The organism is Pseudomonas gingeri (genome assembly GCF_013385425.1).
Lineage (GTDB): Bacteria > Pseudomonadota > Gammaproteobacteria > Pseudomonadales > Pseudomonadaceae > Aquipseudomonas > Aquipseudomonas gingeri_D.
The window spans coordinates 1-26,032 of sequence record NZ_JACAQA010000020.1 but is presented as its reverse complement, the minus strand read 5'-3'; the positions used below and the strand labels follow the sequence as shown (position 1 = coordinate 26,032).

General features: G+C 64.1%; 22 protein-coding genes. 13 read left to right on the top strand and 9 right to left on the bottom strand.

Annotation, left to right across the window (positions count from 1 at the left end):
• Nucleotides 1-48: 48 nt before the first annotated feature.
• Nucleotides 49-921, bottom strand: coding sequence for a LysR family transcriptional regulator (locus HX830_RS23215; protein WP_177102864.1), 873 nt, complete (start codon nucleotides 919-921; stop codon nucleotides 49-51).
• A 94-nt stretch (nucleotides 922-1,015) separates the two neighbouring features.
• On the opposite strand from HX830_RS23215, the gene HX830_RS23210 reads away from it, so the two are divergent.
• Nucleotides 1,016-2,002: a threonine ammonia-lyase gene (locus HX830_RS23210; protein WP_177102862.1), complete on the top strand. Its 987-nt coding sequence runs from the start codon at nucleotides 1,016-1,018 to the stop codon at nucleotides 2,000-2,002.
• 34 nt (nucleotides 2,003-2,036) lie between these two features.
• Here the strand turns inward: HX830_RS23210 and HX830_RS23205 are convergent, their stop codons facing one another.
• A complete protein-coding gene (locus tag HX830_RS23205) occupies nucleotides 2,037-3,356 on the bottom strand; it encodes a sigma-54 interaction domain-containing protein (protein ID WP_177102860.1) in 1,320 nt (439 codons plus the stop codon).
• Nucleotides 3,357-3,716: 360 nt separating this feature from the next.
• Between HX830_RS23205 and HX830_RS23200 the strand changes: the two genes are divergently transcribed.
• The 3 genes from HX830_RS23200 to HX830_RS23190 are packed head-to-tail and all read left to right on the top strand — an operon-like array spanning nucleotide 3,717 to nucleotide 6,698.
• Nucleotides 3,717-4,601 (top strand): MBL fold metallo-hydrolase, encoded by an 885-nt coding sequence (locus tag HX830_RS23200; RefSeq protein ID WP_103498099.1) that lies wholly within the window; start codon nucleotides 3,717-3,719, stop codon nucleotides 4,599-4,601.
• A 16-nt stretch (nucleotides 4,602-4,617) separates the two neighbouring features.
• Complete coding sequence (locus HX830_RS23195; RefSeq protein ID WP_177102858.1) at nucleotides 4,618-5,877, top strand: NAD(P)/FAD-dependent oxidoreductase; 1,260 nt, start codon at nucleotides 4,618-4,620, stop codon at nucleotides 5,875-5,877.
• Nucleotides 5,874-6,698 (top strand): sulfite exporter TauE/SafE family protein, encoded by an 825-nt coding sequence (locus HX830_RS23190; RefSeq protein WP_177102857.1) that lies wholly within the window; start codon nucleotides 5,874-5,876, stop codon nucleotides 6,696-6,698. The genes HX830_RS23195 and HX830_RS23190 overlap by 4 nt, the downstream gene beginning before the upstream one ends.
• Before the next feature lie 49 nt (nucleotides 6,699-6,747).
• On the opposite strand, the gene HX830_RS23185 is transcribed toward HX830_RS23190, so the two are convergent.
• Both HX830_RS23185 and HX830_RS23180 read right to left on the bottom strand, forming a co-directional pair.
• Nucleotides 6,748-8,190, bottom strand: a complete 1,443-nt coding sequence (locus HX830_RS23185; protein WP_103498097.1) for a mechanosensitive ion channel domain-containing protein — start codon at nucleotides 8,188-8,190, stop codon at nucleotides 6,748-6,750.
• 123 nt (nucleotides 8,191-8,313) lie between these two features.
• Entirely contained in the window at nucleotides 8,314-9,180 is an 867-nt protein-coding gene (locus tag HX830_RS23180; protein WP_177102854.1) for a pirin family protein, read from the bottom strand.
• Between the two features lie 195 nt (nucleotides 9,181-9,375).
• Here HX830_RS23180 and HX830_RS23175 point away from each other — a divergent pair, with 195 nt between their 5' ends.
• The gene (locus HX830_RS23175; RefSeq protein WP_103498096.1) at nucleotides 9,376-9,915 is read left to right on the top strand and encodes a PaaI family thioesterase; all 540 of its coding nucleotides are present in this window, start codon (nucleotides 9,376-9,378) and stop codon (nucleotides 9,913-9,915) included.
• Nucleotides 9,916-9,956: 41 nt separating this feature from the next.
• Entirely contained in the window at nucleotides 9,957-11,093 is a 1,137-nt protein-coding gene (locus HX830_RS23170; RefSeq protein ID WP_177102852.1) for a thiolase family protein, read from the top strand.
• Between the two features lie 108 nt (nucleotides 11,094-11,201).
• Here the strand turns inward: HX830_RS23170 and HX830_RS23165 are convergent, their stop codons facing one another.
• Nucleotides 11,202-12,203 (bottom strand): YncE family protein, encoded by a 1,002-nt coding sequence (locus HX830_RS23165; RefSeq protein ID WP_177102850.1) that lies wholly within the window; start codon nucleotides 12,201-12,203, stop codon nucleotides 11,202-11,204.
• Between the two features lie 287 nt (nucleotides 12,204-12,490).
• Here HX830_RS23165 and dkgB point away from each other — a divergent pair, with 287 nt between their 5' ends.
• Complete coding sequence (dkgB, locus tag HX830_RS23160; protein ID WP_177102848.1) at nucleotides 12,491-13,294, top strand: 2,5-didehydrogluconate reductase DkgB; 804 nt, start codon at nucleotides 12,491-12,493, stop codon at nucleotides 13,292-13,294.
• 162 nt (nucleotides 13,295-13,456) lie between these two features.
• On the opposite strand, the gene HX830_RS23155 is transcribed toward dkgB, so the two are convergent.
• From HX830_RS23155 to HX830_RS23145, 3 genes are all read right to left on the bottom strand, one after another.
• Nucleotides 13,457-14,080 (bottom strand): response regulator transcription factor, encoded by a 624-nt coding sequence (locus HX830_RS23155; RefSeq protein WP_103498093.1) that lies wholly within the window; start codon nucleotides 14,078-14,080, stop codon nucleotides 13,457-13,459.
• Nucleotides 14,081-14,391: 311 nt separating this feature from the next.
• Nucleotides 14,392-15,108, bottom strand: coding sequence for an MgtC/SapB family protein (locus HX830_RS23150; protein ID WP_103498092.1), 717 nt, complete (start codon nucleotides 15,106-15,108; stop codon nucleotides 14,392-14,394).
• A 76-nt stretch (nucleotides 15,109-15,184) separates the two neighbouring features.
• Nucleotides 15,185-15,664, bottom strand: coding sequence for a sigma-70 family RNA polymerase sigma factor (locus tag HX830_RS23145; protein WP_218171371.1), 480 nt, complete (start codon nucleotides 15,662-15,664; stop codon nucleotides 15,185-15,187).
• A 310-nt stretch (nucleotides 15,665-15,974) separates the two neighbouring features.
• Here HX830_RS23145 and HX830_RS23140 point away from each other — a divergent pair, with 310 nt between their 5' ends.
• Genes HX830_RS23140 through HX830_RS23130 form a run of 3 tightly spaced genes read left to right on the top strand, consistent with a single transcriptional unit; the run spans nucleotide 15,975 to nucleotide 20,533 of the window.
• Nucleotides 15,975-17,147 (top strand): efflux RND transporter periplasmic adaptor subunit, encoded by a 1,173-nt coding sequence (locus HX830_RS23140; RefSeq protein ID WP_177102846.1) that lies wholly within the window; start codon nucleotides 15,975-15,977, stop codon nucleotides 17,145-17,147.
• Entirely contained in the window at nucleotides 17,148-19,121 is a 1,974-nt protein-coding gene (locus HX830_RS23135) for a MacB family efflux pump subunit (RefSeq protein WP_177102844.1), read from the top strand.
• A gap of 8 nt (nucleotides 19,122-19,129) precedes the next feature.
• A complete protein-coding gene (locus HX830_RS23130; RefSeq protein ID WP_177102842.1) occupies nucleotides 19,130-20,533 on the top strand; it encodes an efflux transporter outer membrane subunit in 1,404 nt (467 codons plus the stop codon).
• Between the two features lie 30 nt (nucleotides 20,534-20,563).
• Here HX830_RS23130 and pvdP read toward each other — a convergent pair whose 3' ends face one another.
• Nucleotides 20,564-22,183 carry a pyoverdine maturation tyrosinase PvdP gene (pvdP, locus tag HX830_RS23125; RefSeq protein ID WP_177102840.1) on the bottom strand — a complete coding sequence of 540 codons (1,620 nt, stop codon included), beginning with the start codon at nucleotides 22,181-22,183 and terminating at the stop codon, nucleotides 20,564-20,566.
• Between the two features lie 150 nt (nucleotides 22,184-22,333).
• Here pvdP and pvdM point away from each other — a divergent pair, with 150 nt between their 5' ends.
• Genes pvdM through pvdO form a run of 3 tightly spaced genes read left to right on the top strand, consistent with a single transcriptional unit; the run spans nucleotide 22,334 to nucleotide 25,943 of the window.
• Nucleotides 22,334-23,701, top strand: a complete 1,368-nt coding sequence (gene pvdM, locus HX830_RS23120; protein ID WP_177102838.1) for a pyoverdine-tailoring dipeptidase-like protein PvdM — start codon at nucleotides 22,334-22,336, stop codon at nucleotides 23,699-23,701.
• 7 nt (nucleotides 23,702-23,708) lie between these two features.
• On the top strand, nucleotides 23,709-24,998 hold the full coding sequence (pvdN, locus tag HX830_RS23115) for a pyoverdine-tailoring periplasmic protein PvdN (RefSeq protein WP_177102836.1): 1,290 nt from the start codon (nucleotides 23,709-23,711) through the stop codon (nucleotides 24,996-24,998).
• Nucleotides 24,999-25,043: 45 nt separating this feature from the next.
• Nucleotides 25,044-25,943, top strand: coding sequence for a dihydropyoverdine dehydrogenase (gene pvdO, locus HX830_RS23110; RefSeq protein ID WP_177102834.1), 900 nt, complete (start codon nucleotides 25,044-25,046; stop codon nucleotides 25,941-25,943).
• The last annotated feature ends 89 nt before the right edge of the window (nucleotides 25,944-26,032 follow it).

Genomic DNA, 26,032 nt, shown 5'->3' with positions numbered 1-26,032 from the left:
ACGTGAGGGTAAAGGCGGCATAAGAGTGTTGCGCTCCGGCCTGGCAGGTTATATCGCCTGCTCGGCCATCAACTCATTCAACGCCACCACCAATGGCGCCCGCACCGACGCCCGCTGCCAGATAATCCCCAAAGTCCGAAACAGCCTCGGCTCCGGCACTTCCCAACGGCGCACACCCTGGGCCTCGTGATTGGCCTTCGGCCGGTCCGGCACCAACGCCACCCCCAGTCCCTCGGCGACAAACTTGACGATGATGTCGATGCCATCCAGTTCGAACTGGGACTTGGGCTTGAGGCCATGCCCCTGCAGATAAGCCTCCACCAGCTTGCCGCCGACCACCTTGCGGCTGAAGCGGATAAACGGCTCTTCAACAAGGGTCGCCAGTACATCCTCCACCTGCATCGCCGTCGGCGTGATCAGCACCAGCGGTTCTTCCACCAGCGCCACCCACTCGCAGCTCTTGGGCAAGGCGAACAACGGATGCACGATCAACGCCGCATCCAGGTCGCCGCTCACCACCTGCTCCATCAACTCCTGGGAATTACCGGGCTCGATATAGATCTCGATCTCGGGATAACGTCGACGCCATTCATGCAGCGACGGCGGCAGCAGTTGCATCAAGGCATATTGGGTCGCCCCCAGCCGCAGGGGCCCGACCGGCAGCACACCGCTGGAAGCACTGGCCCGCAGGTCGCGGGTTTCGCGGACAATCAGCCGCGCCCGCTCGATAATCCGATGGGCCGCCGCGGTCGGCTTCACGGTATGCCCGCTGCGTCTGAGCAAGGCATTGTCGAGCTGTTTTTCCAGGGCCTTGATCTGCTGGGCCACGGTGGTCGGCGCCAGGTCCAGCTGACGCGCCGCCGCGGCAATGGAGCCGCAGTCGATCACCGCCAGGAAAGTTTCGAGAAATAGAGTGTCCATCCACGGATTTTACGTTGTTCAACCCCGTGAACAAGCGCTTTTCAAGGGCCGCGGAAAACCGCAGATTAGGCCTTTGCCCACCCAGGAGCGCGACATGACCTCACAGCCCATTCAACTGGCCGATATCGAACAGGCCGCCCTGCGTATCCAGGGGCACGCCGTGGAAACGCCATTGCTGGAATTCCACAGCCTGAATGAACACTGCCAGGGCCGGGTGCTGGTCAAGCCGGAAGTGCTGCAACGAACCGGCTCGTTCAAGTTCCGTGGTGCCTACAACACCCTGGCCAGCCTCAGTCCCGAAGAACGCGCCCGTGGCGTGCTGGCCTTCTCCTCCGGCAACCATGCCCAGGGCGTGGCTTGCGCGGCCAGGCTGTTGGGCATCCAGGCGACGATCCTGATGCCCAGGGATGCACCCGCCTTGAAGATCCGCCGCACCCGCGAATATGGTGCCCAGGTGGTGCTGTTCGACCGCGAGACCGAAGACCGCGAGGCCATCGCCGCGACACTGACCGCCGAAAGCGGCGCGGTGCTGGTCAAGCCCTACGATGACCCACGGGTCATGGCCGGCCAGGGCACCCTGGGACTGGAGATCGCCCGCCAGGCCCGGGCGCTGGGCCTGCGTCCCGACGTGGCCCTGGTGCCCTGCGGCGGCGGGGGCCTGATTGCCGGGGTCAGCGTGGCCCTGCACAGTCAGTTTCCCGAGGTCGCGGTGTATGCGGTGGAACCGGAGGGTTTCGATGACACCGGGCGCTCCCTGGTCGCGGGCAGCCGGCAAAGTATCCCGCCGGGCGGCCATTCGATCTGCGATGCGATCCTGACCGCCGCACCGGGCGAGTTGACCTTCGAGATCAATCGCCGGCTGCTGCGCGGCGCGTTGACGGTCACCGACGCCGAAGTCCGCTTCGCCCTGAGATGGGCGTTCGAGAATCTCAAGCTGGTGGTCGAACCGGGAGGCGTGGTCGGCCTGGCGGCATTGCTGGCCGGGCGCATCGCGCTGGAAGGTCGCTGCGCGGTGGTGGTGTTGTCAGGGGGCAATGCCGACCCGGCGCTCTTCGCCAATGCATTGCTGACGAACGATTGAACGGCGTCGGTGCAGGAGTGACGGCTTCCGCACCTCAGGCCTTCCCTTCCAGCGCCTGCAAGCGCCGATACAAGGTGCGTTCGCTCATCCCCAGGGTTTTCGCCAGTTCGCTGCGCGAGCCATCGAACAACGCCAGGGCGTGGGCCAATTGCTCCAACTCGTTGCGCCCACGCCGTCGCTGGGGTGCCGCCGACGCGGTTTCACGCCTCAGTTCGGCGGGCAGATCGGCCAGCCGGATCACCCCATCGTCGGTAAACAGCCGGGCCCGCTCCAGCACATTGCGCAGTTCGCGGATATTGCCCGGCCAGTCATGCAGCCCCAGGGCCTTCATCGCCGGCGGGTCGATACGCGGCACCGCCGTCGGCGCCAGGCGTTGCAACAGGCTGTCGATCAGCAACGGCAGGTCGTCACCGCGCTCGCGCAAGGCCGGCAGGCGAATCGGAAAGGCGCTGATACGGTAGAACAGATCCTGGCGAAAACTCCCGGCCGCGACCATGTCCTTGAGCGGCTTGTGGGTCGCGCAGACCAGGCGGAAGTCCGAGTGCACGGTACGCAGGCTGCCCACCGGGCGAAAGCTGCCGGACTCGATCAGGCGCAGCAACTTGACCTGCATCGCCAACGGCACCTCACCGATCTCGTCGAGAAACAGCGTGCCGCCATGGGCCGCCTCGGCCAGGCCGATCTTGCGCTGCACAGCGCCGGTGAAAGCACCCTTTTCGTAACCGAAGAGCTCGCTCTCCAACAGGGTTTCGGTCAGGCCGGTGCAATCGACCACCACCAGCGGCCCGCCGGCCCGTGGACTGCCCTCGTGGAGGGCGCGGGCAAAGAGTTCCTTGCCGGTACCGGACTCGCCTTGCAGCAACACCGGAATCGGCGACGGCGCCGCCCGTTGCAAGGCACTCAAAGCTTCCTTGAACGGTGCCGAGCGACCCACCAGGCCCTGATGCTGCGGCTGGGCCGAGGCCACGGTGACGGTATTCAAGCGTTCGACATAACCCACCACTTCGCCCTGCGCGTCCAGCAACGGCCGCAGTTCCACGTCGACATGCTCGGGGCCACGGGGCGTGTGGTGAATATGCAGGACCCGCTCGGGCAAGCGGCTTTCATGGGCCTTGCGCATGGGGCAATGCTCGCCGGCCTGGTCGCAGGGCACCGCGAACTGATGGGAGACCCGAAAGCATTTCGCGCCGACATGGGGACGCCCCTCTACCCCGAACTGACGCTGGTAGGCGGTGTTGGCGGCGACGATGTTGTAGTCGGTGTCGAGGACGATGGTCGGCTGGAGGTCGTGTTCCAGATAGGACACCAGGGCCCGCATATCGGCTCGGGCAAGATCGGTGGCAAGGATGGTCATGGCAACTCCCGGGTGGAGGCAGGAGCTTAATCCATGCCAATGCTTTCTGCCATTAGCTGCCATCGACTGCCAGAATGACTGCCAATTTATCTGCCAAATGCTTCTAAATCAGAAAACGTCGGCGAATAGGTTGATATAAATCAGCAAACACAGCAGAAAATAAAAAACTAAGCTTGGCATGCTTATTGAACTCTTTGTCAGACAGGACCGGGACATTGAACACACCGCCTAACCTGTAGGAGCAGGGCTTGTCGGATCGCCGCGAAGGGGCCCCTGAGAACGCTAAAAGCTTCGCGGGCAAGCCCTGCTCCTACAGGACCGTGTGAACCCCATCCCCGCCGATGACACCAGGAGTACGCAATGACCTTTGGCGACAAGCTAGCCGTAGAAGCTTTTTTCGATCCCGATACCTGGACCATCAGCTACCTGGTGCTGGACACCAGTACCCGCTGCTGCGCACTGATCGACAGCGTGCTCGACTACGACCCCAAGTCCGGGCGCACCCGCACCGCATCAGCCGATCGCCTGGTCGCCAGGATCCACGAACTGGACGCCCGGGTGGAATGGATCCTGGAAACCCACGTCCACGCCGACCACCTCTCGGCGGCGGCCTACCTGAAGGAACAACTCGGCGCCAAGGTCGCCATCGGCAGCCATATCACCGTGGTCCAGCAGGTATTCGGCGAGCTTTTCAATGCCGGCAGCGACTTCCAGCGCGACGGCAGCCAGTTCGACGTGCTGCTGGGGGACAATGCCGAATTCAGCATCGGTACCCTGAAGGCCCGCGCCCTGCACACGCCAGGACATACCCCGGCCTGCATGAGCTACCTGATCGAGTCCGGCGACGAACGGGTCGCCTTTGTCGGCGACACCCTGTTCATGCCCGACTACGGCACCGCCCGCTGCGACTTCCCCGGCGCCGACGCACGCACCCTCTATCGCTCGATCCGCCAACTGCTGGCGCTGCCACCCCAGACCCGGCTGTTCATGTGCCACGACTACCTGCCGGGCGGTCGCGAGCTGCGCTACATGACCACCGTCGCCGAACAGCGCGCGGACAATATCCATATCCATGAGGGCATCGACGAAGACAGCTTCGTCAGCATGCGCGAGGCCCGCGACGCCACCCTCGATATGCCGGTGCTGATGCTGCCGGCGGTGCAGGTCAACATGCGCAGCGGCCACCTGCCCGAGCCGGAAGCCAACGGCGTGCGCTACCTGAAGATCCCGCTCAATGCCCTCTGAACCAGGACCCGACACCATGTCTTCGACTGCCGTTTCCCATCACCAGATCCTGATCGTCGGCGCCGGCGCGGCCGGTATCGCCGTGGCCGCCAGCCTGCTGGCCCGGGCGCCGGACCTGGATATCGCGATCATCGACCCGGCCGACACCCATTATTACCAACCCGGCTGGACCCTGGTCGGCGCCGGGGTGTTTCGTCCCGAGTCGACCGCCCGGCCCATGGCGTCACTGATTCCCCGTGGCGTGCGCTGGATCAAGGCGGCGGTCAGCGCCTTCGGCCCCCACGGCCACGAAGTGGTGCTCACCGACCAGAGCCGGGTCGGTTACGAACAGTTGATCGTCTGCCCCGGCCTGAAACTCGACTGGACGGCCATCGACGGGCTCGAAGAGACTCTCGGGCGCAATGGCGTGACTTCCAACTATCGCTACGACCTCGCGCCCTACACCTGGAAACTGGTGCAGGAGCTCAAGGAGGGCGAGGCCCTGTTCAGCCAGCCGCCAATGCCGATCAAATGTGCCGGTGCGCCGCAGAAGGCCCTGTATCTGTCCTGCGATCACTGGCTCGGGAGCGGACGCCTGGAGCAGATCAACGCGCGCTTCTTCAACGCCGGCGCCGTGCTGTTCGGCGTGGCCGACTATGTCCCCGCGCTGATGGAATACATCGACAAGTACGCGATCGACCTGCAATTCGGCCACAGCCTGGTGGCGGTCAACGGCCCGGCGAAACAGGCGACCTTCGCCCGCACCCTGGCCGATGGTACCCGGGAAACCCTGGTCCGCTCGTTCGATATGCTGCATGTGGTGCCGCCGCAGGTGGCCCCGGACTTTATCCGTTCAAGCCCTTTGGCCGACGCGGCCGGTTGGGTCGATGTCGATCCGGCCACCCTGCAACACCGTCAGTTTTCCAATATCCACGGCCTGGGCGACGTGACCAACACCAGCAATGCCAAGACCGCCGCCGCCGCGCGCAAGCAGGCGCCGGTGGTGGCTAACAACGTGCTGGTGGCCCTCGGCCGCCTGCCCCGGCAGGCCAGCTACGACGGTTATGGCTCGTGCCCGCTGACGGTGGAGCGCGGCAAGATCGTTCTCGCCGAATTCACCTACGGCGGCAAGCTGGCACCGACCTTCGCCCCCTGGTTGCTGGACGGACGCAGGCCGACGCGGCTGGCCTGGTGGCTGAAGGAGCGGATCCTGCCGCCACTGTACTGGCGCGGCATGCTCAAGGGCCGTGAATGGCTGGCGCGGCCGACATTGACGGCGGCCAAAACCCAACCATGAACGAACATCTTTTTCTGGGGGCGGGACTGGGTACGCTGATCGGCGCGATCCTGGCCCTGACCGGGGCCGGCGGCGGCATTCTCGCGGTACCGCTGCTGGTGTTCGGGCTGGGTTTGTCGATGGTCGAAGCAGCGCCCATCGGCTTGCTCGCGGTGGGTCTGGCGGCGGGTGTCGGGGCCTTGCTCGGCTTGCGCCAGGGGATTGTCCGCTATCGGGCAGCGGCCTATATCGCCGGGGTCGGCGTGCTGCTGACGCCCCTGGGGTTATGGCTGGCCCATCATCTGCCCAACGAGCCGCTGGCCCTGGGGTTTGCCGCGGTGATGGTCTATGCCTGCGGCCGGATCTTCCTCAAGGCCCGCAAGGAGTTGCAACACGGCCGTCCGGCGCCGCGACCGGGCTTTCAGCCCTGTGTGCTGAATCCGTTGCAAGGCCGGTTGCGCTGGACCCTGCCCTGCGCCCGCGCGCTGACCGTGACCGGCATGCTCTCGGGATTGTTGTCGGGGCTGCTCGGGGTCGGTGGCGGTTTTGTCATCATCCCGGCGTTGACGCGTTACACCAACCTGGACGGCAAGAGCATCGTTGCCACGTCCCTGGCGGTGATTGCTCTGGTGTCGTTGGGTAGCGTGGTCACGGCCACATTGTCCGGGGCCATGCACTGGTCAGTCGGTGGGCCGTTTGCGGTGGGGGCGGTGCTCGGGTTGGTGCTGGGGCGCCAGGTTGCCGGGCATCTGGCCGGGCCCCGATTGCAGCAACTGTTCGCGCTGGTCGGGGTGATGGCGGCGGTGTTGCTGGCAGTGGGGGCGCTGGGGTTCTCGTTCTAAACCATAGGCTTTTGGCGATCTCAAGGACCTCTTCGCGACTGATCCCCCCTCAAGTCCGACTGCGCAACCACTGCATAAACCCGCGCTTCTCCACCGGTTTGGGCACTTCGCGAGTGAAGTTCTGCACCGCGCTCAAGCGCCGGTCGAGCAGGCTTTTCATGGCCTCGCCGATATCGTGCCGGGCTTCCAGGCACGGCTTGAGGTACTCGTTTTCAATGCGATACAGCACGCAGTCGGTCTTGGCGGTGAAGTCCGCCACCACCGCCATGTCGGCCAGCACCCCGGCCTCGCCGATCACCTCGCCCGGCCCCATGCGCCCGGCCTCCATCGGCACGCCGCCGCGCAACAGCGTCACCGAGACCACACCGGACTCGATGATGAACAGATGATCGCTGACCTCGCCGCGGGCCATGATCTCGCTGCCGGCACGGAACATCTGCGCCTGCATATTCTCACTGAAGGTGTCCTTCTCCTCCGAACGCAAGGTGGAGAAAATCGAAGAGCTTTCCAACAACCTTCGCGCACGCGATAAATTCACCGGCGCGGCAGTCTCCCCGCTCGACAGCAGGCTCACCCCCGAAGCGCGCAAATGGCGGAACGCCAGGTCGTAGAGCTGATTGCGCACTTCGCGCTTCTCGCCCATGGACACCACAAAACCGTTGATTTCGTATTCGGCACCCTCGGCACTGGAGCTTTTCAGCGTCACGCAAGGCGCCGGGGTCGGCAGCAAGGCGCGACAGCCGAGCATGGCCCGCTCCAGGGCATCGATCACCACCTGGGGCCGGGAATGCGGGCTGACCTGGACACTGATGGACAGGCCATGCATATCACTGGGTCGGCTGAAGTTGACGATCTTGGCCTTGGCCGCGAGGGAGTTGGGCACCACCGCCATGCTGCCCTGGGAGGTCTGCAGGCGCGTGGCGCGCCAGTCGATATCGACGACCCGGCCTTCGGTACCGTCGATGGCCACCCAGTCGTCGACCTGATAAGGCTTGGTGGCATTCAGCACGATCCCGGAGAACACATCGCTGAGGGTGCTCTGCAAGGCCAGGCCGACAATGATCGCCAGGGCCCCGGACGTCGCCAGCACGCCCTTGACCGGCAGGTCGAGCACATAGGCCGCCGCCGCGACAATCGCAATCAGGAAGATGATCGCCCCGAGCACATCCTGCACCAGCCGTCCGGCATGCCCGACCCGCTGCATCATCACCGTGCCAAGCAGCACCGTCAGGGTCCGTGCGCCGAACAGCCACCAGCCGATCTGCAAGCCGGTGGCCGCCAGGTGCCGGGGGATGTCATCCGGCCAGGGCGGGGTCTGCAAGGGGTTCATGCCTTCGTTGAACAGCAGCAGGCTGAACAGCGAGAACACCGTCAGGCGCACCGCCAGTTTCCAGGTATCGCTCTTGCTGCCCATCAGGTGCCACAACAGCAGATCGATCACGATCAGCAGAAAAGCGCAGGACAGGGGATGTTCAGACAACAGGTCAAGCATCGAGCCACTCCATGAAAAGAAACCGTCGGCGACGCGAAGATCGCACAGAACGGCTTCATGGAGTTATAGCTTTATATTCGAAGTGGTGGGCGGCCCTCGGGGAAGGAGGACCGCCTGGCGGCGTCAGTCGTGCATCTGCCCGAAGCGCCCGGCCTGGAAGTCGGCAAAGGCCTGGTGGATCTCGGCTTCGCTGTTCATCACGAAGGGGCCGTGGCCGACAATCGGTTCGTCAATCGGCTCGCCGCTGAGCAGCAGCACCACGGTATCGCTGTCGGCGTGCAGCGACACGTCGCGACCGGCCCGCTCGAAGACGACCAACTGCCCCGGTTGCGCCAGTTGCTCGCCATTGACCCGCACACCACCGCGCAGGACCACCAGCACCGTGCTGCGGCCTTCATGCAGGTCCAGCGCCAGGGTTTTCCCGCCGGCCAGACGGATATCCCAGACATCCATCGGTGTGAAGGTCCGCGCCGGCCCCTGCCGGCCGTCGAACTCACCGGCGATCAGGCGCAGGCTGCCGGCCTGGTCCTTGAGGGGAATCCTGGGAATATCGTTGTCGAGAATGCCCTGGTAACCGGCCGGTGCCGACTTGTCCCGGGCCGGCAGGTTGACCCACAACTGGACCATTTCCAGGCGGCCGCCGCGTTTGGCGAAGGCTTCGGAATGGAACTCCTCGTGGATGATCCCCGCGGCGGCGGTCATCCATTGCACGTCGCCCGGGCCGATCACGCCGCCGGCACCGGTGGAATCGCGGTGCTCCACTTCACCGTCATAGACGATGGTCACGGTTTCAAAGCCGCGATGGGGATGCTGGCCGACGCCACGGCGCTGGGTGGTGGGAGTGAAATCAGCAGGTCCAGCGTGGTCCAGCATCAGGAACGGGCTGATGTGCTGGCCCAGGTTGTCATAGGAAAACAGCGTGCGCACCGGAAAGCCATCACCGACCCAATGGCCCCTGGGGCTGGTGTAGAGACCAAGAATCTTTTTCATGGGTACCTCCATCAATATGGGGCACAGCTTAGATTCAACTGATTTTTGGCGCTAGACGGTAAAAATCAGCTTCATCGTTCCACTACTGGAACGACCACCCACAGAGCCCAGGATGCTGGATTAATTTATATTTCAGACATAATATGAAGCTAAATATTACGAACATAATTTTTTATATCAAGAAAGGAGCCGTCCATGCAGACCCCGAACCGCGACGTCACGCTCGCCCAATGGATCGCCGAGGAACAGGCCATGCGCGAGCGCCTGCAAGGCCCCGGCAGCCTGACCCTGGCCGAAGTCAGCCAGCTGACGCCGGCCGAGTTCTTCAACGGCATCGGTAACGGCGAACTGCCCTCGCCGCCGATCGGCAGCTTGCTGGACTTTATCCCCATCGAATGGGCCGAGGGCCACTTCGTGTTCCAGGGCACCCCGGACTCCCGCCATTACAACCCGCTGGGCAGCGTCCATGGCGGCTACGCGGCGACCCTGCTCGACTCGTGCATGGGTTGCGCCATCCACACCCGCCTGCAAAAGGGCCAGGGCTATACCACCCTGGACCTGCGCATCAGCTACGTGCGGGCCTTGACCGACAGCAGCGGGCCGATCCGCGCCGAGGGCAAGATCGTCCACCTCGGCCGCTCCACCGCCCTGGCCGAAGGGCGGATCTATGACGTCGACGGCCGGCTTTATGCCACCGGGTCGACCACCTGCATGATTCTCCAACCGCGCGGCTGAGCAACCGCCACGCCCCTTGCGCCCTACCCAGGAGTTTCGCCATGACCTCCATCGTGATCGCCGGTTACGCCCGTTCCCCCTTTCATTTCGCGAAAAAAGGCGCGCTGATCGATATTCGCCCGGACGACCTCGCCGCCCAGGTGCTGCGCGGCCTGGTGGACAAGCTCAGCCTCGACCCCGCCGAACTCGAGGACCTGGTCATGGGCTGTGCCTACCCGGAAGCCGAGCAAGGCATGAATATCGCCCGTATCGCCAGCTTCCGCGCCGGTTTCCCCGACAGCCTCGGCGGCGCGACGATCAACCGTTTCTGCGGCTCGTCCATGAGTGCCGTGCACTATGCCGCCGGGCAGATCCTGCTGGGGGCCGGCGATGCCTTCCTCTGCGCCGGGGTGGAATCCATGACCCGCGTGCCCATGGGCGGTTTCAATATCTCGCCGAACCCGATGCTGATGCGCGATCACCCCGAGGTGTATATGCCCATGGGCTACACCGCCGAAGAAGTCGCGCGGCGCTACGACATCGGTCGGGCCGAGCAGGAAAGCCTGGCCGTCGAGTCCCACGCCAAGGCCGCCCGGGCTCGCGAACTGGGCCGCCTGGAGGACGAAATCATCGCCATCCAGACCGCGAACGGCTGGGTCAAGGAAGATGGCTGCATTCGTCCCGGCACCAGCCTGGAGGGTTTGGGAGGGTTGAAACCGGCGTTCGACGGCACGGTCACCGCCGGCACAGCCTCACCCTTGACCGATGGCAGCGCCGCCGTGCTGGTGTGCAGCGAAACCTTCGCCCGCGAGCGCGGCTTGTCGATCCTGGCGCGGATCAAGGCAGTCGCGGTGGCCGGCTGCGCCCCGGAGATCATGGGCATGGGCCCGGTCCATGCGACCCGCAAGGTGCTGCAACGCGCCGGCTTGCGGATCGGCGATATCGACCTGGTGGAAATCAACGAGGCCTTTGCCAGCCAGTCCCTGGCCTGCCTGCGGGAACTCGACCTGGATCGCGGCGCGATCAACCTCGACGGCGGTGCCCTGGCCATCGGTCATCCCCTGGGAGCCACCGGCGCGCGCATCACCGGCAAAGCCGCCGCCCTGCTGCAACGCACCGGCGGGCGCTACGCCATTGCCACGCAATGCATCGCTGGCGGCCAGGGCATCGCGACGTTGCTTGAGGCCGTCGAGGACTGATCTGGCAGACAAGGGTGCGACCACAACCGAGGGTCGTACCCCTCCGAAGAAGCCGTTACGCGCTCAGGGACTACGGGGCACCTGGGCGCGCGTACGGAAATCACCCGGCTAGAGACCCGTAACATCAACCACTATCACCCTGGCTCCCCGGACAGGACCGCTGTAGTCAGGTGGACGACCGTAGCAGGTGATATAGGCATACTTGCCATCGGATGAAAGGGTCATGGCGAATGGAGCGTCCGGAGCGATGATGACATTGCCAAGGATCGTGCCAGTACTGGTATCAACCGTTTGCAACATACTCCACTGGTCTGTCCCCTCCGTGGTGTAACTCAGATAATAAGCACGATCGCCTTCAGGACTCAGATGGATATACTGCCCCGTGGCAAAGATGGGGCGGATGCTCCCGGTGTTCGTATCCACCACTGACGTCTCCACGATGCGACCCGCAGGGACATAGAGCAATGCGCCATCCGGACTCAACGCGGAGGAATTCGGCGAACCGGGAATATACGGGCTCAACTGGATCACTTTATGGCTTCGTGTATCGATAACGCCGATAACGGCGTCATACGGACTGTAGCTGACCGGGATATAAGCGCGCTGTTTGACGGGGTCAACAGTAAGGGCGTTATCAAGGCTTCCCGATTCAAACTCAATGGTGTCGATTATTCGTTCTTCGTCGGCGTCCAGAACGATGATTTGTGCATTTCCGAGGTGGCTGTTCGGGCAAACGACATAGACCCGTCGGTTGATTGAATCGACCGTGACTCGCCGGGGTGGAACCTCAACGGCGATTTCCTTGACCACCTGGTGATTCACGGGATCAATCACAAAAATCGCAAATTCATTGAGACAAGTGACATAGCAGCGGTTTTTGTCCGCATCAAACGCAACATGGTAGGGGTTCGCCCCTACCGGGATATTGGCAACCACCACCTGTTGCCGGGTATCGATCAGCGATACGCTGTCCAGGCTGAAATTACAGACAAAAGCCCAATCTCCATCTGGACTCAGTGCAATGCCGCGAGGTGAGGCTTTGGCCGGTAACTGGATGACTTCGTACCCCCTATCGATAACCGGCACCTGCGATTCAATTTTTTTAGTCATGGCTACATGACTCCGTGTGACCTTGGGAACAACCCTTTAACTGTAGGTGACGGTTTTCAAGGACCCTTGGCTAAACCTGCCTGAACTGGACAGATGGTTTATCCCGCGGCTCGACCACTGGCCTGACTATCCAGGCATGCGACAGAAGCAGCCCCTCCCTCCTGTGACCCGACACTCCGGCTATTCGTGCGCACGGGTAAAGAGTCCTTTTCCCAACCCCTACTTTTTCTCAAAGATCGGGGTGGGGATACTCCTGCTCATTCCCACTGTCACTTCAGGAGTCCCCCATGTCCGTTCCCGCCTTCGGCCTTGGTACCTTCCGCCTGCAAGGCCAGGTTGTTATCGACTCGGTCAGCACCGGCCTCGAGCTGGGCTACCGGGTCATCGATACCGCGCAGATCTACGAAAACGAGGCCGAGGTCGGCCAGGCCATTGCCGCCAGCGGCATCCCCCGTGACGAACTGTTCATCACCAGCAAGATCTGGATCGCCAACCTCGGCAAGGACGCCTTGATCCCCAGCCTCAAGGAAAGCCTGCGCAAACTGCAGACCGACTACCTGGACCTGACCCTGATCCACTGGCCATCGCCAGAAGCCCAGGTGCCGGTCGCCGAATTCATGGGCGCGTTGCTGGAGGCCAAGAAACTGGGCCTGACCCGGCAGATCGGGGTGTCCAACTTCACCGTCGAGCTGATGCAGCAGGCGATTGCCGCCGTCGGTGCCGATCAGATCGCCACCAACCAGATCGAACTGCACCCTTACCTGCAGAACCGAAAGGTGGTCGCGGCGGCCCAGGACCAGGGCATCCAGATCACCTCCTACATGACCCTGGCCTACGGGGAAGTGCTGAAGGACCCGGTCATCCGCCAGATCGCCGAACAACACCAGGCAACCCCGGCACAGGTGACCCTGGCCTGGGCCATGCAGTTGGGTTATGCGGTGATTCCGTCGTCGACCAAGCGCGAGAACCTGGCGAGCAACCTCAAGGCCCGAGACCTGCGTTTGAATGACGAAGAAATGGCGAAGATCGCCGGCCTCGAACGCGCCCATCGCCTGACCAGCCCGGCGGGTCTGGCGCCGAAGTGGGATTGAGGCCTTCCCCGCTGACTACGAACACCTGAAAACACCGCAAACCTGTAGGAGCAGGGCTTACCCGCGAAGCTTTCAGCGTCCTTGAGGCCCTCTTCGCTGGCAAGCCAGGCTCCTACAGGTCGGTGGTGTTTTCAGAAATGCATTCCGACCGGAATGGAAACCTCAGATCAACTGGTTGCGCTTGGCAAACTCCGCCAGCGCCACCACCGACTTGAGGTTGAGCTTTTCGATCAGGCGGGTCTTGTAGGTACTGACCGTCTTGTCGCTGAGCAGCATCAGTTCGCTGATGTCCTTGTTCTTCATCCCCCGGGCGAGGTAGCGCAGGATGCTCAGTTCGCGGTTGCTCAGGCTGTCGATCAGCACCGGTTCCGACACGCTGGCGCCCTGGCCTTGAACATGCCCTTCCAGGCGCGGAAAGAAGCTCTTGTTGAGCATCACCGCCTGGATCGCCAGGCGCAGCTCGATCAACTCGGCGGTCTTGGAGATATAACCCATGGCGCCGGCGCGCATGCAGCGCTCGGAGTAGAACTCCGGCGCCTGTTCGGTAAGTACCACCAGCTTGCTCGGCAGGTGCAGGTCGGTGAGTCGCTTGATCGCTTCCAGGCCATCGAGCCGGGGGATATTGAGGTCCATGACAATCAGGTCCGGCGCCAGCTCCCGCGCCAACTGCACCGCATCGACGCCGTTATCGGCCTCGGCGACGACCTTGAACCCCTCCTTTTCCAACAAGACCTTGATGGCCATGCGAATGAACGGGTGATCGTCAACTATCAGGGCTGTGCGCATTACAAATCCTCAAGAAGTACGCCAGCCACTGCTTGAGACGGGAACGTGCTTGCATCGAAAAAAGACAGGGAAATAGCGAAATACAGTATAGGAAAATTCTCAATTCCTGCTGTGGCTGGGCAGTGGGCGTGGGGCCATTCCGGCCTGTGGCTGTCAGGCTCAAGCCGTGATGGCTGAACAAGGTCGGCCACTTTAGCGAGAGGCCTCGGGAGCATCTGTAGGGAAAATCCCAAGATCCCCGTCACTTCCAGGAAGCTTGCACGGATCCGGCAATAGGGGGCACCGACTGGACGGCGCCCGCGAAGGGCAGGTCAGTCGGTGGTACTCGGGCTCCAGAATGCCTGCTGCACCATGCTTGAGGTCGACAGCCGCGCCACCAGCGCATCGAGTTCGTCGCCGTCCACCGAGGTGATTGCCAGGGTCGCCTCGATTTCCACTTCCTCGTCGCCGAAGGGTCGCACCTCGACATCGCTGGCCGGGTAGTTGCTGCGCTCCAGTTCCTTTTCGAGCAACGACAGCACGGTCTTCTGCTGGGCCCGTCGGACAATCAGGTAGAGGAGATAGGTGACCTCCGCCGAGACCACGTCCAGGGGCTGGCGGTTGATGTAGTTGACGATCGGCCGCAGCAAGGTGTTCGCCGCAAGGACGAACAGGGTTCCCAGCAGGGCTTCGAGGATCAGGTCGGCACCGGCGCAGGCACCGACCGCCGCCGAGGCCCAGAGGGTCGCGGCGGTGTTCAGGCCACGGACATTGCCCTCCTCGCGCATGATCACGCCGGCGCCGAGAAAACCGATGCCGGAGACCACATAGGCAACCACCCGCACCGCCCCTTCGGAGCCGCCCAGGCGGTTGGCCATATCAACGAAAATCGCCGCCCCCACCGCCACCAGGACGTTGGTGCGCAGGCCGGCGGTGCGCTGGCGGTACTGGCGTTCAAAACCGATCAGGCCGCCAAGGATAAAGGCGGCGCTGAGGCTGACGAAGGTGTCGATCAGGGAATCGAGGTTGATGTTGTTCAGGGCTTGCATGGAAGCTCTCGTGTCTGCACGCGGTGACGCAGACATAGCACATTCACATGAACAGAATGATGGCAGCGCACAGGGCTCAGCTCGCCTCCCACTGACGCAAGCGCACGCGGCAGTGCTTCATGGCATTGACGATGTGTTTTTCCACCAGGCTGCGGGAAATCCCCAGGCGCTCGGCGATCTCCGGGTGGGACAGGCCTTCGATCTTGCGCAGCGTGAAGCTGTCGCGGCACGGCCCGGGCAGCTCCGCCAGGGCCCGTTGCAACATGTCCAGGCGTAGCCCATGGTCCAGGGAGATTTGCGGCGACGGGCTGAAAAACCGCTCGTCGTTGTCGAGCACGTCCAGGGATTCGTTCTGGCGTACGGTATTGCGCCGGTGCTCATCGATCAGCAGATTCATCGCCGTGCGATAGAGGAACGCCCGCGGCTGCCCTATCGGGGTCTCGCTCGAACGCTCGAGTACCCGCAGGTAGGCATCGTGCACAACGTCTTCGGCCGCCTGGCGATTGCCCAGCCGGGCATTGAGGAAACACACCAGCTCGCGGTAGTAGCTTTCCAACCTGACTCCTGTCCGCACACCCGGCGGGACTGTCCTTGAGCATGATCGGCAGCGTCCGGCTCGGGACCTCATGACAATGGCTGTTTGAAGCAGGCGTAATTTATAATAATTCTCATATAGATTCCAATCTTCCATTACCCACCCGGCGCAAATACCTCGAAAAGTCCACGGGCCGGACTTAAATTCCCGCGCCGACCTCTCGTCTATCTTGCAGCTCCCGTGTTTGTCGCCCGGCGACAACGAGTGCCGCGGTGCCCCCGTGTGCCCGCCGCGTCGTCACGGACCGACTTTCCATCGGCTGGAACCCTGCATGAACCGTCCCCGACGCACCCGCCGCGCCCTGCTTGTCACGCTTTGCCTGATCCCCGTCGTCGCCCTGGCCGCCTGGCAGATCCTGCCACCGGGACGTGATCGCTTCGCCACCGTCACGGTCACCCGTGGCGATATCGAAAGCAGCGTCACCGCCCTCGGCACCCTGCATCCGCGTCGTTACGTCGACGTCGGGGCCCAGGCCTCCGGACAGATCCACAAGATCCACGTCGAAATCGGCGATCAGGTCAAGGAAGGCCAGTTGCTGGTGGAGATCGACCCGTCGACCCAGCAGGCCAAGCTCGATGCCGGTCGCTATTCGATTGAAAACCTCAAGGCCCAGTTGCAGGAACAACGTGCCCTGCATGACCTGGCACGGCAGAAGTACCAGCGCCAGCAACAGCTCAGCGCCGGCGGGGCCACCCGCAGCGAGGATGTGCAGGCGGCAGAAGCCGAGCTGCGCACCACCCAGGCGCGCATCGACATGTTCCGCGCGCAGATTCTCCAGGCCCAGGCCAGCCTGCGCAGCGACGAGGCGGAGCTGGGTTACACGCGGATCTATGCGCCCATGAGCGGCACCGTGGTCGCCCTCGATGCCCGCGAAGGCCAGACCCTCAACGCCCAGCAACAGACACCGCTGATCCTGCGCATCGCCCGGTTGTCACCGATGACGGTCTGGGCGGAAGTCTCGGAGGCCGATATCGGCCACGTCAAAGCGGGCATGCACGCCTATTTCACCACCTTGAGTGGCGGCAGCCGACGCTGGACCAGCACAGTCCGACAGATCCTCCCGGTACCGCCCAAGCCCCTCGAAGCCGGCATCCAGAGCAGCAGCAGTTCCAGCAGCAGTAACAAAAGCGGCAGCTCGCGGGTGGTGCTTTACACCGTACTGCTGGATGTCGACAACGCCGACCAGGCGCTGATGGCGGACATGACCACCCAGGTGTTTTTCGTCGCCGACCAGGCGCAAAACGTCCTCACCGCGCCGATCGCCGCCCTGCAAGGTGACTCGCGGGCGCCGCTGCAGACGGCCCGGGTGGTCAGTAGCAACGGCGAGATCCAGACGCGCCAGGTGCGTACCGGCATGAGTGACCGGCTACGGGTGCAGATCCTCGACGGGCTGGCCGAGGGCGACCATCTGTTGATCGGCCCCGCGACCGGCAGTGGAGGCTGAATGCAAACGCCACTGATCGACCTGCAGGACATCCGCAAGGCCTATGGCGGCGGCGACAGTCCCGAGGTGCAGGTGCTGCGCGGCATCGACCTGAGGATCCATGCCGGCGAGTTCGTCGCCATCGTCGGCGCCTCCGGCTCGGGCAAATCGACCCTGATGAATATCCTCGGCTGCCTCGACCGGCCGACCTCCGGGCGCTACCTGTTCGCCGGTGAAAACGTCGCCGAACTCGACAGCGATGCCCTCGCCTGGCTACGCCGCGAGGCCTTCGGTTTCGTGTTCCAGGGCTACCACCTGATTCCTTCCGGCTCGGCCCGGGAGAACGTCGAGATGCCGGCGATCTATGCTGGCACCCCGGCCGCCGAGCGCCAGGCCCGCGCCGCCGCCCTGCTCGAGCGCCTGGGCCTGGCCAGCCGTGGCGGAAACCGCCCGCACCAGTTGTCCGGCGGCCAGCAACAGCGGGTATCGATTGCCCGGGCCCTGATGAACGGCGGCCATATCATTCTCGCCGACGAACCCACCGGCGCCCTCGACAGCCACAGCGGCGCCGAAGTCATGGCGCTGCTCGACGAACTGGCCAGCCAGGGCCATGTGATCATCCTTATTACCCACGACCGTGAAGTCGCCGCCCGGGCCAAACGGATCATCGAGATCCGCGACGGACTGATCGTCAGCGACAGTACCCGCGACAACCCCGAGCTGCAGCGCGGCAACGACCCCGTCGCCCTGCAGGCGATCGACCTGCGCCAGCGCCTGAGTGACGGCAGCGCCTATCGTGGCGCCTGGAAAAGCGAGCTGGTGGACGCCGTGCAAGCGGCCTGGCGGGTGATGTGGATCAACCGCTTTCGCACCGCCCTGACCCTGCTCGGCATCGTCATCGGGGTCGCCTCGGTGGTGGTGATGCTCGCGGTCGGCGAAGGCAGCAAGCGCCAGGTGATCGCACAGATGGGCGCCTTCGGCTCGAACATTATCTACCTGAGTGGCGCGCCGGCCGCGCCACGGGCCCCGCTGGGGATCATCAGCCTGGACGACGTGGCGGCGCTGGCGGAACTGCCCCAGGTAAAAATGATCATGCCGGTCAACGGCGCCGACGCCGTGGTGCGCTTCGGCAACCTCGACCACACCGCCTATGTCGGCGGCAATGACACCCAGTTCCCGGCGATCTTCAACTGGCCGGTGGTCGAGGGCAGTTACTTCACCCAGGCCGATGCCGATGCCGGAGCCGCCGTGGCGGTGATCGGCCACAAGGTCCGCGACAAACTGCTCAAGGAGGTGGCCGACCCCATCGGTCAGTACATTCTCATCGAAAACGTGCCGTTCCAGGTGGTCGGCGTGCTCCAGGAAAAAGGCGCCACCTCCGGCGAAACCGACAGCGACGACCGCGTGGCGATCCCCTACTCGGCCGCCAGTGTCCGGCTGTTCGGCACCCACAATCCGGAATACGTGGCCATCGCCACCCGCGACGGACGCAATGTCCGCGACGCCGAGAAGGCCATCGACCAGGTGATGCTGCGCATGCATGACGGCCGCCGGGACTTTCGCCTGACCAACAACGCCGCGATGATCCAGGCCGAGGCCCGCACCCAGAACACCCTGTCGCTGATGCTTGGCTCGATTGCCGCCATCTCCCTGCTGGTGGGGGGCATCGGGGTGATGAACATCATGCTCATGACCGTGCGCGAACGCACCCGGGAAATCGGTATCCGCATGGCCACTGGCGCCCGCCAGCGCGACATCCTGCGCCAGTTTCTCACCGAAGCGGTGATGCTTTCGGTGGTCGGCGGCCTGACCGGCGTGGTCCTCGCCCTGGCGGTCGGTGGCGCCCTGCTGCTGGCCAAGGTCGCCGTGGCGTTTTCCCTGGGCGCCGTGATCGGCGCCTTTGCCTGCGCCCTGGTCACCGGCGTCCTCTTCGGCTTTATGCCGGCCCGCAAAGCTGCCCGGCTCGACCCGGTCACAGCGCTTACCAGTGAATGATCGAACCCATGAAACCGCGCTTTTCCCTGTTGACCATTTGCCTGCTGCTCAATGCCTGCGGCGGGCCCGCACCGCGTCCGGACGACGGCACGCCGTCACCGGCTCATTGGCAGTTCGAAACACGACACAGCGCCCGGCAGACCAGCACCCTCTGGTGGCAAAGGTTCGGCAGTCCGGAGCTGGACCGGTTGATCGAGCAGGCCCGCGTCGACAGCCATGACCTCGCCGCCGCCCTCGCCCGGGTGCGCCAGGCCCAGGCCACGGCGGTGATCGCCGGCGCGCCGTTGCTGCCGCAAGTGACCCTGGGCCTGAATGGCAGCCGCAGCCAGTTGCTGAACAACCGGGACAATGCCGACAGTGACAACAGCAGCAAAAGTTATGGCGCCAACCTCAGCGCCAGCTACGAGGTGGACTTCTGGGGGGGTGTCGCCGCTGCCCGCGACAGCGCCGTGCAGAGCCTGCGGGCCAGCGAATATGACCGGGCGACGGTGGAACTGACGCTGCTCGGCGGTGTTGCCGACCAGTATGCCCGCACCCTGTCCGCTCGCGAGCAGGAGGCTATCGCCGGGTTGAACCTGAGCAATGCCCGACGGGTGCTGGAACTGGTCCGGACCCGCTACGACTCGGGCTCGGCCACGGCGCTGGAACTGGCCCAGCAAAAAAGCCTGGTGGCCAGCCAGGAACGACAATTACCGCTGGTGCGCCAGCAGGCCGGGGAGTCGCTGATTACCCTGGCGGCGTTGCTCGGCCAGCCGGTCCAGAGCTTGCGGATCGGTGCCCAGCCGTTCAGCAGCCTGAGCTGGCCGTCGATTGATGCCGGCGTACCGAGCGAACTACTGCGCCAACGTCCGGACATTGCCCGGGCCGAAGCGCAACTGGCGGCGGCGCAGGCGGATGTCGCGGTGGCGCGGGCCGCCTTGTTGCCGAAGCTGACCCTGGGTGCCGGCCTGGGCTCGGAAGCCACCCGGGCCGCCGATGCCTTGCGCACGCCCTTCTACACCCTGAGCGCCGGCCTGCTCGCGCCGGTCTTCAACAACGGCCGCCTGCGGGCCGAACGCGACCGGGCCACGGCGCGCCAGGAAGAGTTGCTGGAAAGCTACCGGGGCGCGATCGTCAACGGTTTCGCCGATGTCGAGAAGGCCCTGAACAGTATCAGCGGCCTTGATCAACAACGACGCTGGCAGGACGAAGAACTGAAGCAGGCGCAACGGGCCTTCGAGATTGCCCAGAGTCGTTATCAGGCCGGGGCAGAGGATTTGCTCACGGTACTGGAAACCCAGCGCACGTTGTATGCGGCCCAGGACCAGAATGTACAGCTGCGCCTGTCGCGGGTGCAGGCCAGTATTGCGTTGTACAAAGCACTTGGTGGCGGCTGGCAGACACAAGAAGGGCGTTCGGCCAAGGAAATTTGAAGCCGAGCGCGTTCCTGTGGCGAGCGAGTATCAGAGCAACCGATCCTTGATCGACAGGTGCCGCGCATACCAAGGCCGCCGCGGTACCCGACGCAACAACCCGGCCAGGTCCTTCTCCGGCGTAAAGGTAATCCGCAAGGCCAGCTTCATGGTCTCCGGGTCCATCTCCACCGTCTTGCCCATGTTCAATCCCGGCGTGGTGCTGCAACCATGGGTGGTCGGCCCGAGCCAGGGATCGTCCACTTCCACCCAGCGCCCGGGAGCGAACCAGGGCACGCCATTGACCTCCTGGCGCGTGACCTCCCCCGGATGAAAACGCTCGTGCGCCCGGAACCAATCCTCCAGCCGATCATCGATCCAACCATGGAACATCCAGAACACCGGGTTCACATGGGAGGAAAACGGATCGCCGAGAAAGTCGTTCTGCGGCGCATACCAGCGCGGGGCAAAGTCGGTGAACTCCCGGGCCATGGGCACCGGCGCGCCATTGGACGGATCGCGCGCCACCGAAGCCCAGCGCATATGCAGCCAGTCATGCAGCCCCAGCTCGACCTCGGAACCGAACTGGCCCAGGGTCAAGCGGGACAGATAACGCGGATCACTGTAGCGCGACTCCCAGGCCTGGAAGTTGCCGTGCCAGGTCTCGGCACTCTTGATATCGCCGACCCACTGGCTGTATTCGTCGTCACCGTCGGCCAGCCAGGTCGGCGGCACGGCGCAGCCATCGTGGTTATCGAAATAACGGGCAAAGCCCTGGCGATCGCGCTCCAGCTCCGGCTGGGGCAGCGGAAACGCGCGCCATGACGGCAAGGCCTGGAACGAGCGGGCCATGCGCAACATATGCCGGTGCATAAAGAAAAAGTCGATGCCTGAACCGTTGCGATCCTTGCGCTTGCCACGGGCGTCGCGCTCCTTGTCCCGGGGACCGGGCTGCCAGCCGATCCCGCGCAAGCCATTGCGCTTGTCTTCAGGGAGGCTGTGCCACTTGTCCCGGGAAGCATGCCAGAGCTGGTGGAACAAGCGGTGCTCGGGGGACACCAGCCAGGCCAGCAGGGGCGCGCCCAGGCCGATACGTTCGCGGGCTTCGGGAAACACCTGCTTGACCGCGACAAAGCGGTTGTCCAGTTGCGGCAAGGCCAGCGGCCGGTCCAGGCGCTCGACATGACCGCTCAAGGTGCCACTGCCAGCGTTGCCGAACGTGGCCCAGACTTCATCCAAAACCAGGCTGAATTCGTACAGCGGCCTCTCGGCGTCACCCAGGCTCAGGCGCCAGAACAGCCGCGAGCCGTCGCTCTCGGCAAGGTCACCGACCAGCCGCCAACGGGGTTGACCGTCAGCCCGCAACGCCTGGGCGGTGTCAATGAAACCGCGCAAGCCGCGACCACGCGGGGCGATATCGAGGAACAGTTCCAGGCCTTCGAGGGGCAGGCCATCCAGGCCCGCGTCACGTCCTGTGAAATGCAGGCTCCAGACCCCGCGCAGATTGTTGGCCAAGCGCCGGCCGGCCATGTCGAGCAGATCGACCGTGGCCTCGCCCGGCGTGACGGGCTCCCTGTCCCGGGTCAGTTCGCGGTGCGCGTAATAAGCCGCGGGAACACCTACGCCCGTGAGCGCCAGGCCCGCCATGAAGCCTCGTCGAGAAATCGTCATCGCCCTACCTGTGTCAGCCCTGAAGCAGGCTTTATCCAAGCTAGAACGTTGCACTGCGTAGGAAATTTAGCCGGGCGCGGCGCCTAAATCAGAACGTACGCCATCCGTTCTTCCCAGATAGCAACATCGGCAAACCACAATGAGATGGCAATGATAAAACCGCGTTCGAAAAAGGCGCTCTACATCGGCCTGCCCCTGGCCCTGGGGCTCTGCGCCGCCGCAGCCTGGCTGACCTGGGACCTGTGGCCCAACCCCGGTTACTCGCTGAAGATCATGAAGCAGGCCGACGAGCTTCAGGAGCGGATCATCAGCTTCGACAGCCATATCACCGTGCCCCTGACCTTCGGCACCGAAGGCCGCGAAGCCGACAAGGATGGCAGCGGCCAGTTCGACCTGGCCAAGACCGGCCGCGGACGGCTGTCCGCCGCCGCGCTGACGGTGTTCGGCTGGCCGGAAATCTGGAACGGCCCGAACGCCCCGCACCGCCCCACCGCCGGCTTTGTCGAGGAGGCACGCAAACAGCAGGAAGTGCGCTACCAGATCATCAGCGGCCTGGTCCGTGACTTCCCCAACCGCGTCGGCATCGCCTACAGCCCCGACGATATGCGGCGCCTGCACGGTGAAGGCAAGTTCGCGATCTTCATCAGCATGCTCAACGCCTATCCCCTCGGTCACGACCTCGATCGCCTGGACCTGTGGGCCGCCCGCGGCATGCGCATGTTCGGCTTCAGCTACGTGGGCAACAACGACTGGGCCGACTCTTCGCGCCCGTTGCCGTTCCTTAACGACACCCCGGATGCCCTCGACGGCCTCTCCGAGATCGGCCAGCAGGCCGTGCACCGCCTCAACGACCTGGGGGTGATCATCGATGTCTCGCAGATGTCGACCAAGGCCCTGGAGCAGGTCAGCCAATTGAGCCGCACGCCGATGGTTGCCTCGCACTCGGCACCCCGCGCCCTGGTGGATATCCCGCGCAACCTCAGCGACAAGGAAATGCAGTTGATCAAGAACAGCGGCGGCGTGGTCCAGATCGTCGCGTTCCCGGCCTATCTGCGCCCGCTGAGCCAGCGCACCCAGGACAAGCTCAACACCTTGCGCAAACGTTTCGACCTGCCGCCCCTGCCCAACCTGGCCATGGCCCTGATGCCCGGCGACCCGATCATCACCGTCTGGCCGGAACAACGCTTCGGCCAATACGCCAGCGCCCTCTACGCCATTCTCGACGAGGAACCCAAGGCCGACCTCAAGGACTTCGGCAACGCCATCGACTATGCGGTGAAGAAGATCGGCATCGATCACGTCGGCATCAGTTCCGACTTCAACGACGGCGGCGGCATCGACGGCTTCAAGGATGTCAGCGAGGCACGCAACGTCACCGCCGAACTGCTCGATCGCGGTTACTCCGAAGCCGATATCGCCAAGCTCTGGGGCGGCAACTTCCTGCGGGTCTGGGACCAGGTGCAGAAAGCCGCCCGCACCGGCACCACGTCACCCACCGCCACGCTCTCGCGCCAGTGAGTTGCCCATGACCGATCGTAGAACCTTTCTCAAGCAGGCCGGCGTACTCGCTGCCGGCCTGCCCCTCGGTGCCAGCCTGAATGCGCTGGCCGCCAGCCCGGTCACAGCCGAGAGCCCGGCATTGTCCACGGACAAGTGGGCCGGGTTGCGCCAGTTGTTCGACCAGGACCCCGACTACCTGCACTTCTCCAACTTCCTGGTGACCTCCCACCCCAGACCCGTGCGTGAAGCCATCGAACAGCACCGCGCCGCCATCGACCGCAACCCGGGCCTGGCCATGGACTGGGACCTGCAGGAAACCTGGAAACGCGAAGCCCAGGTCCGCCTGTGGGCCGGCCGCTACCTCAAGGCCGAGCCCGGGCAGATCGCCCTGACCGGCAGCACCACCGAGGGCCTGGCGATGATCTACGGCGGTATCCATGTGCGCCCCGACCAGGAAATCCTCACCACCGAACACGAACATTATTCGACCCGCAATCTCTTGCGCCTGCGCAGCGAGCGCGAAGGTACCCGGGTGCGCAAGATCAGCCTGTTCAAGGACCCGGCGCTGGTTTCGGCCGACGAGGTGATCGGCAATATCGACCGTGCGATCAAACCCGAGACCCGGGTGCTCGGCATGACCTGGGTGCAATCGGGCAGCGGGGTGAAACTGCCGATCGGCCAGATCGGCCAGTTGGTCGCCGAACACAATCGCCAGCGCGACGACAAGGACCGGATCCTCTACGTGGTCGACGGCGTGCACGGCTTTGGCGTGGACAACCTCGACTTCCCGGACATGCACTGCGACTTCTTTATCGCCGGCACCCACAAGTGGATGTTCGGCCCCCGCGGCACCGGCATTGTCTGCGCCCGCTCGTCACAGGTCAGGGACGTCAGCCCGCTGCTGCCGACCTTCTCCGAAGACACCAACTTCGCCACCTCCATGAGCCCCGGCGGCTACCACGCCTTCGAGCATCGCTGGGCACTGGACAAGGCCTTCGAACTGCACCTGCAACTGGGCAAGGCCGAGGTCCAGGCGCGTATCCAGCAGTTGAACAGCCTGATCAAGCAACACCTGCGGGCCGACCCGCGGATCGAACTGGTCACGCCGATAAACCCCGAACTGTCCGCCGGCTTCAGCTTCTTCCGGGTCAAGGGCCAGGACAGCGACAAGGTCGCCGCCTACCTGATGCGCAACAAGGTGGTGGTCGATGCGGTGGATCGCGATGTCGGGCCGGTCGTAAGGACCGCGCCAGGCCTGCTCAACAACGAGGCCGAGATCGACCGTTTCATGGCCCTGCTGGGCAAACAGTTATGACCGCCAGCGCTTTCCGATTTCCATTCCTTGCCTGCGAGAACTTTCATGAAATTCCACCTGCTTGTTTCCCGGCCTCGCGTCGGCCTCTGGCCCGCACTGATCCTCAGCGCCCTGCTCGGCGCCTGGCTGCCGAACGCGGCCCTGGCCGCCAACCCGCCACTGCCGGGCAAGGTGTTCAAGGACTGCAAGGATTGCCCGGAGATGGTCGTGCTGCCCGCCGGCACCTTCACCATGGGCACCCCCGAGGACGAAGTCGGACGTGAAGCTGATGAAGGTCCGATGCACCCGGTAACCTTCAAGAGGGCCTTCGCCGTCAGCCGCTTCCAGGTACTCAGCGGTGAGTGGAAGGCCTATATCCATGACACCGGCTACAAGATGCCGGACGGCGATACCCGCCCCGGCCGCGAGTGCCTGGCCGGCCAGCCGCGCTACCCCCAGGGCGACCGGCAACCGGCGGTGTGCATGGACGCCCACGAAGCCCAGGCCTATGCCGACTGGCTGTCGAAAAGAACCGGGAAAAAATATCACCTGCTCAGCGAGTCGCAACGCGAATACGCCGTGCGTGGCGGCACCAGCGGCTCGTTCCCCTTCCCGTTCGACAAGGACAAGGGCTACAGCATTGCCGAGCACGCCAACACCTACGGCCCGGCGGACGGTTTCAGCTATACCTCGCCGGGCGGCAGTTTCCCGCCGAACGCCTATGGCGTGTATGACGGCCACGGCAACGTCTACGAGTGGACGGCCGATTGCTACGTCGACAGCTATGTCGGCGCGCCCGCCGACGGCAGCCCGCGCCTGGACAGCAAGGAATGCGAGGACCGCCGGGTGATTCGTGGCAACGACTGGAGCGAAGCGCCGGTGTTCTCCCGCTCGGGCAATCGCAATGAACGCAGCGCCATCACCCGTGGCGACTGGCTGGGCTTCCGGGTCGCCCGCGAGCTCTGAGCACCACCTGTAGGAGCCGGCTTGCTGGCGATGCGATCTGACAGTCGACATCACCATCGCCTGGGAAATCGCTATCGCCAGCAAGCCGG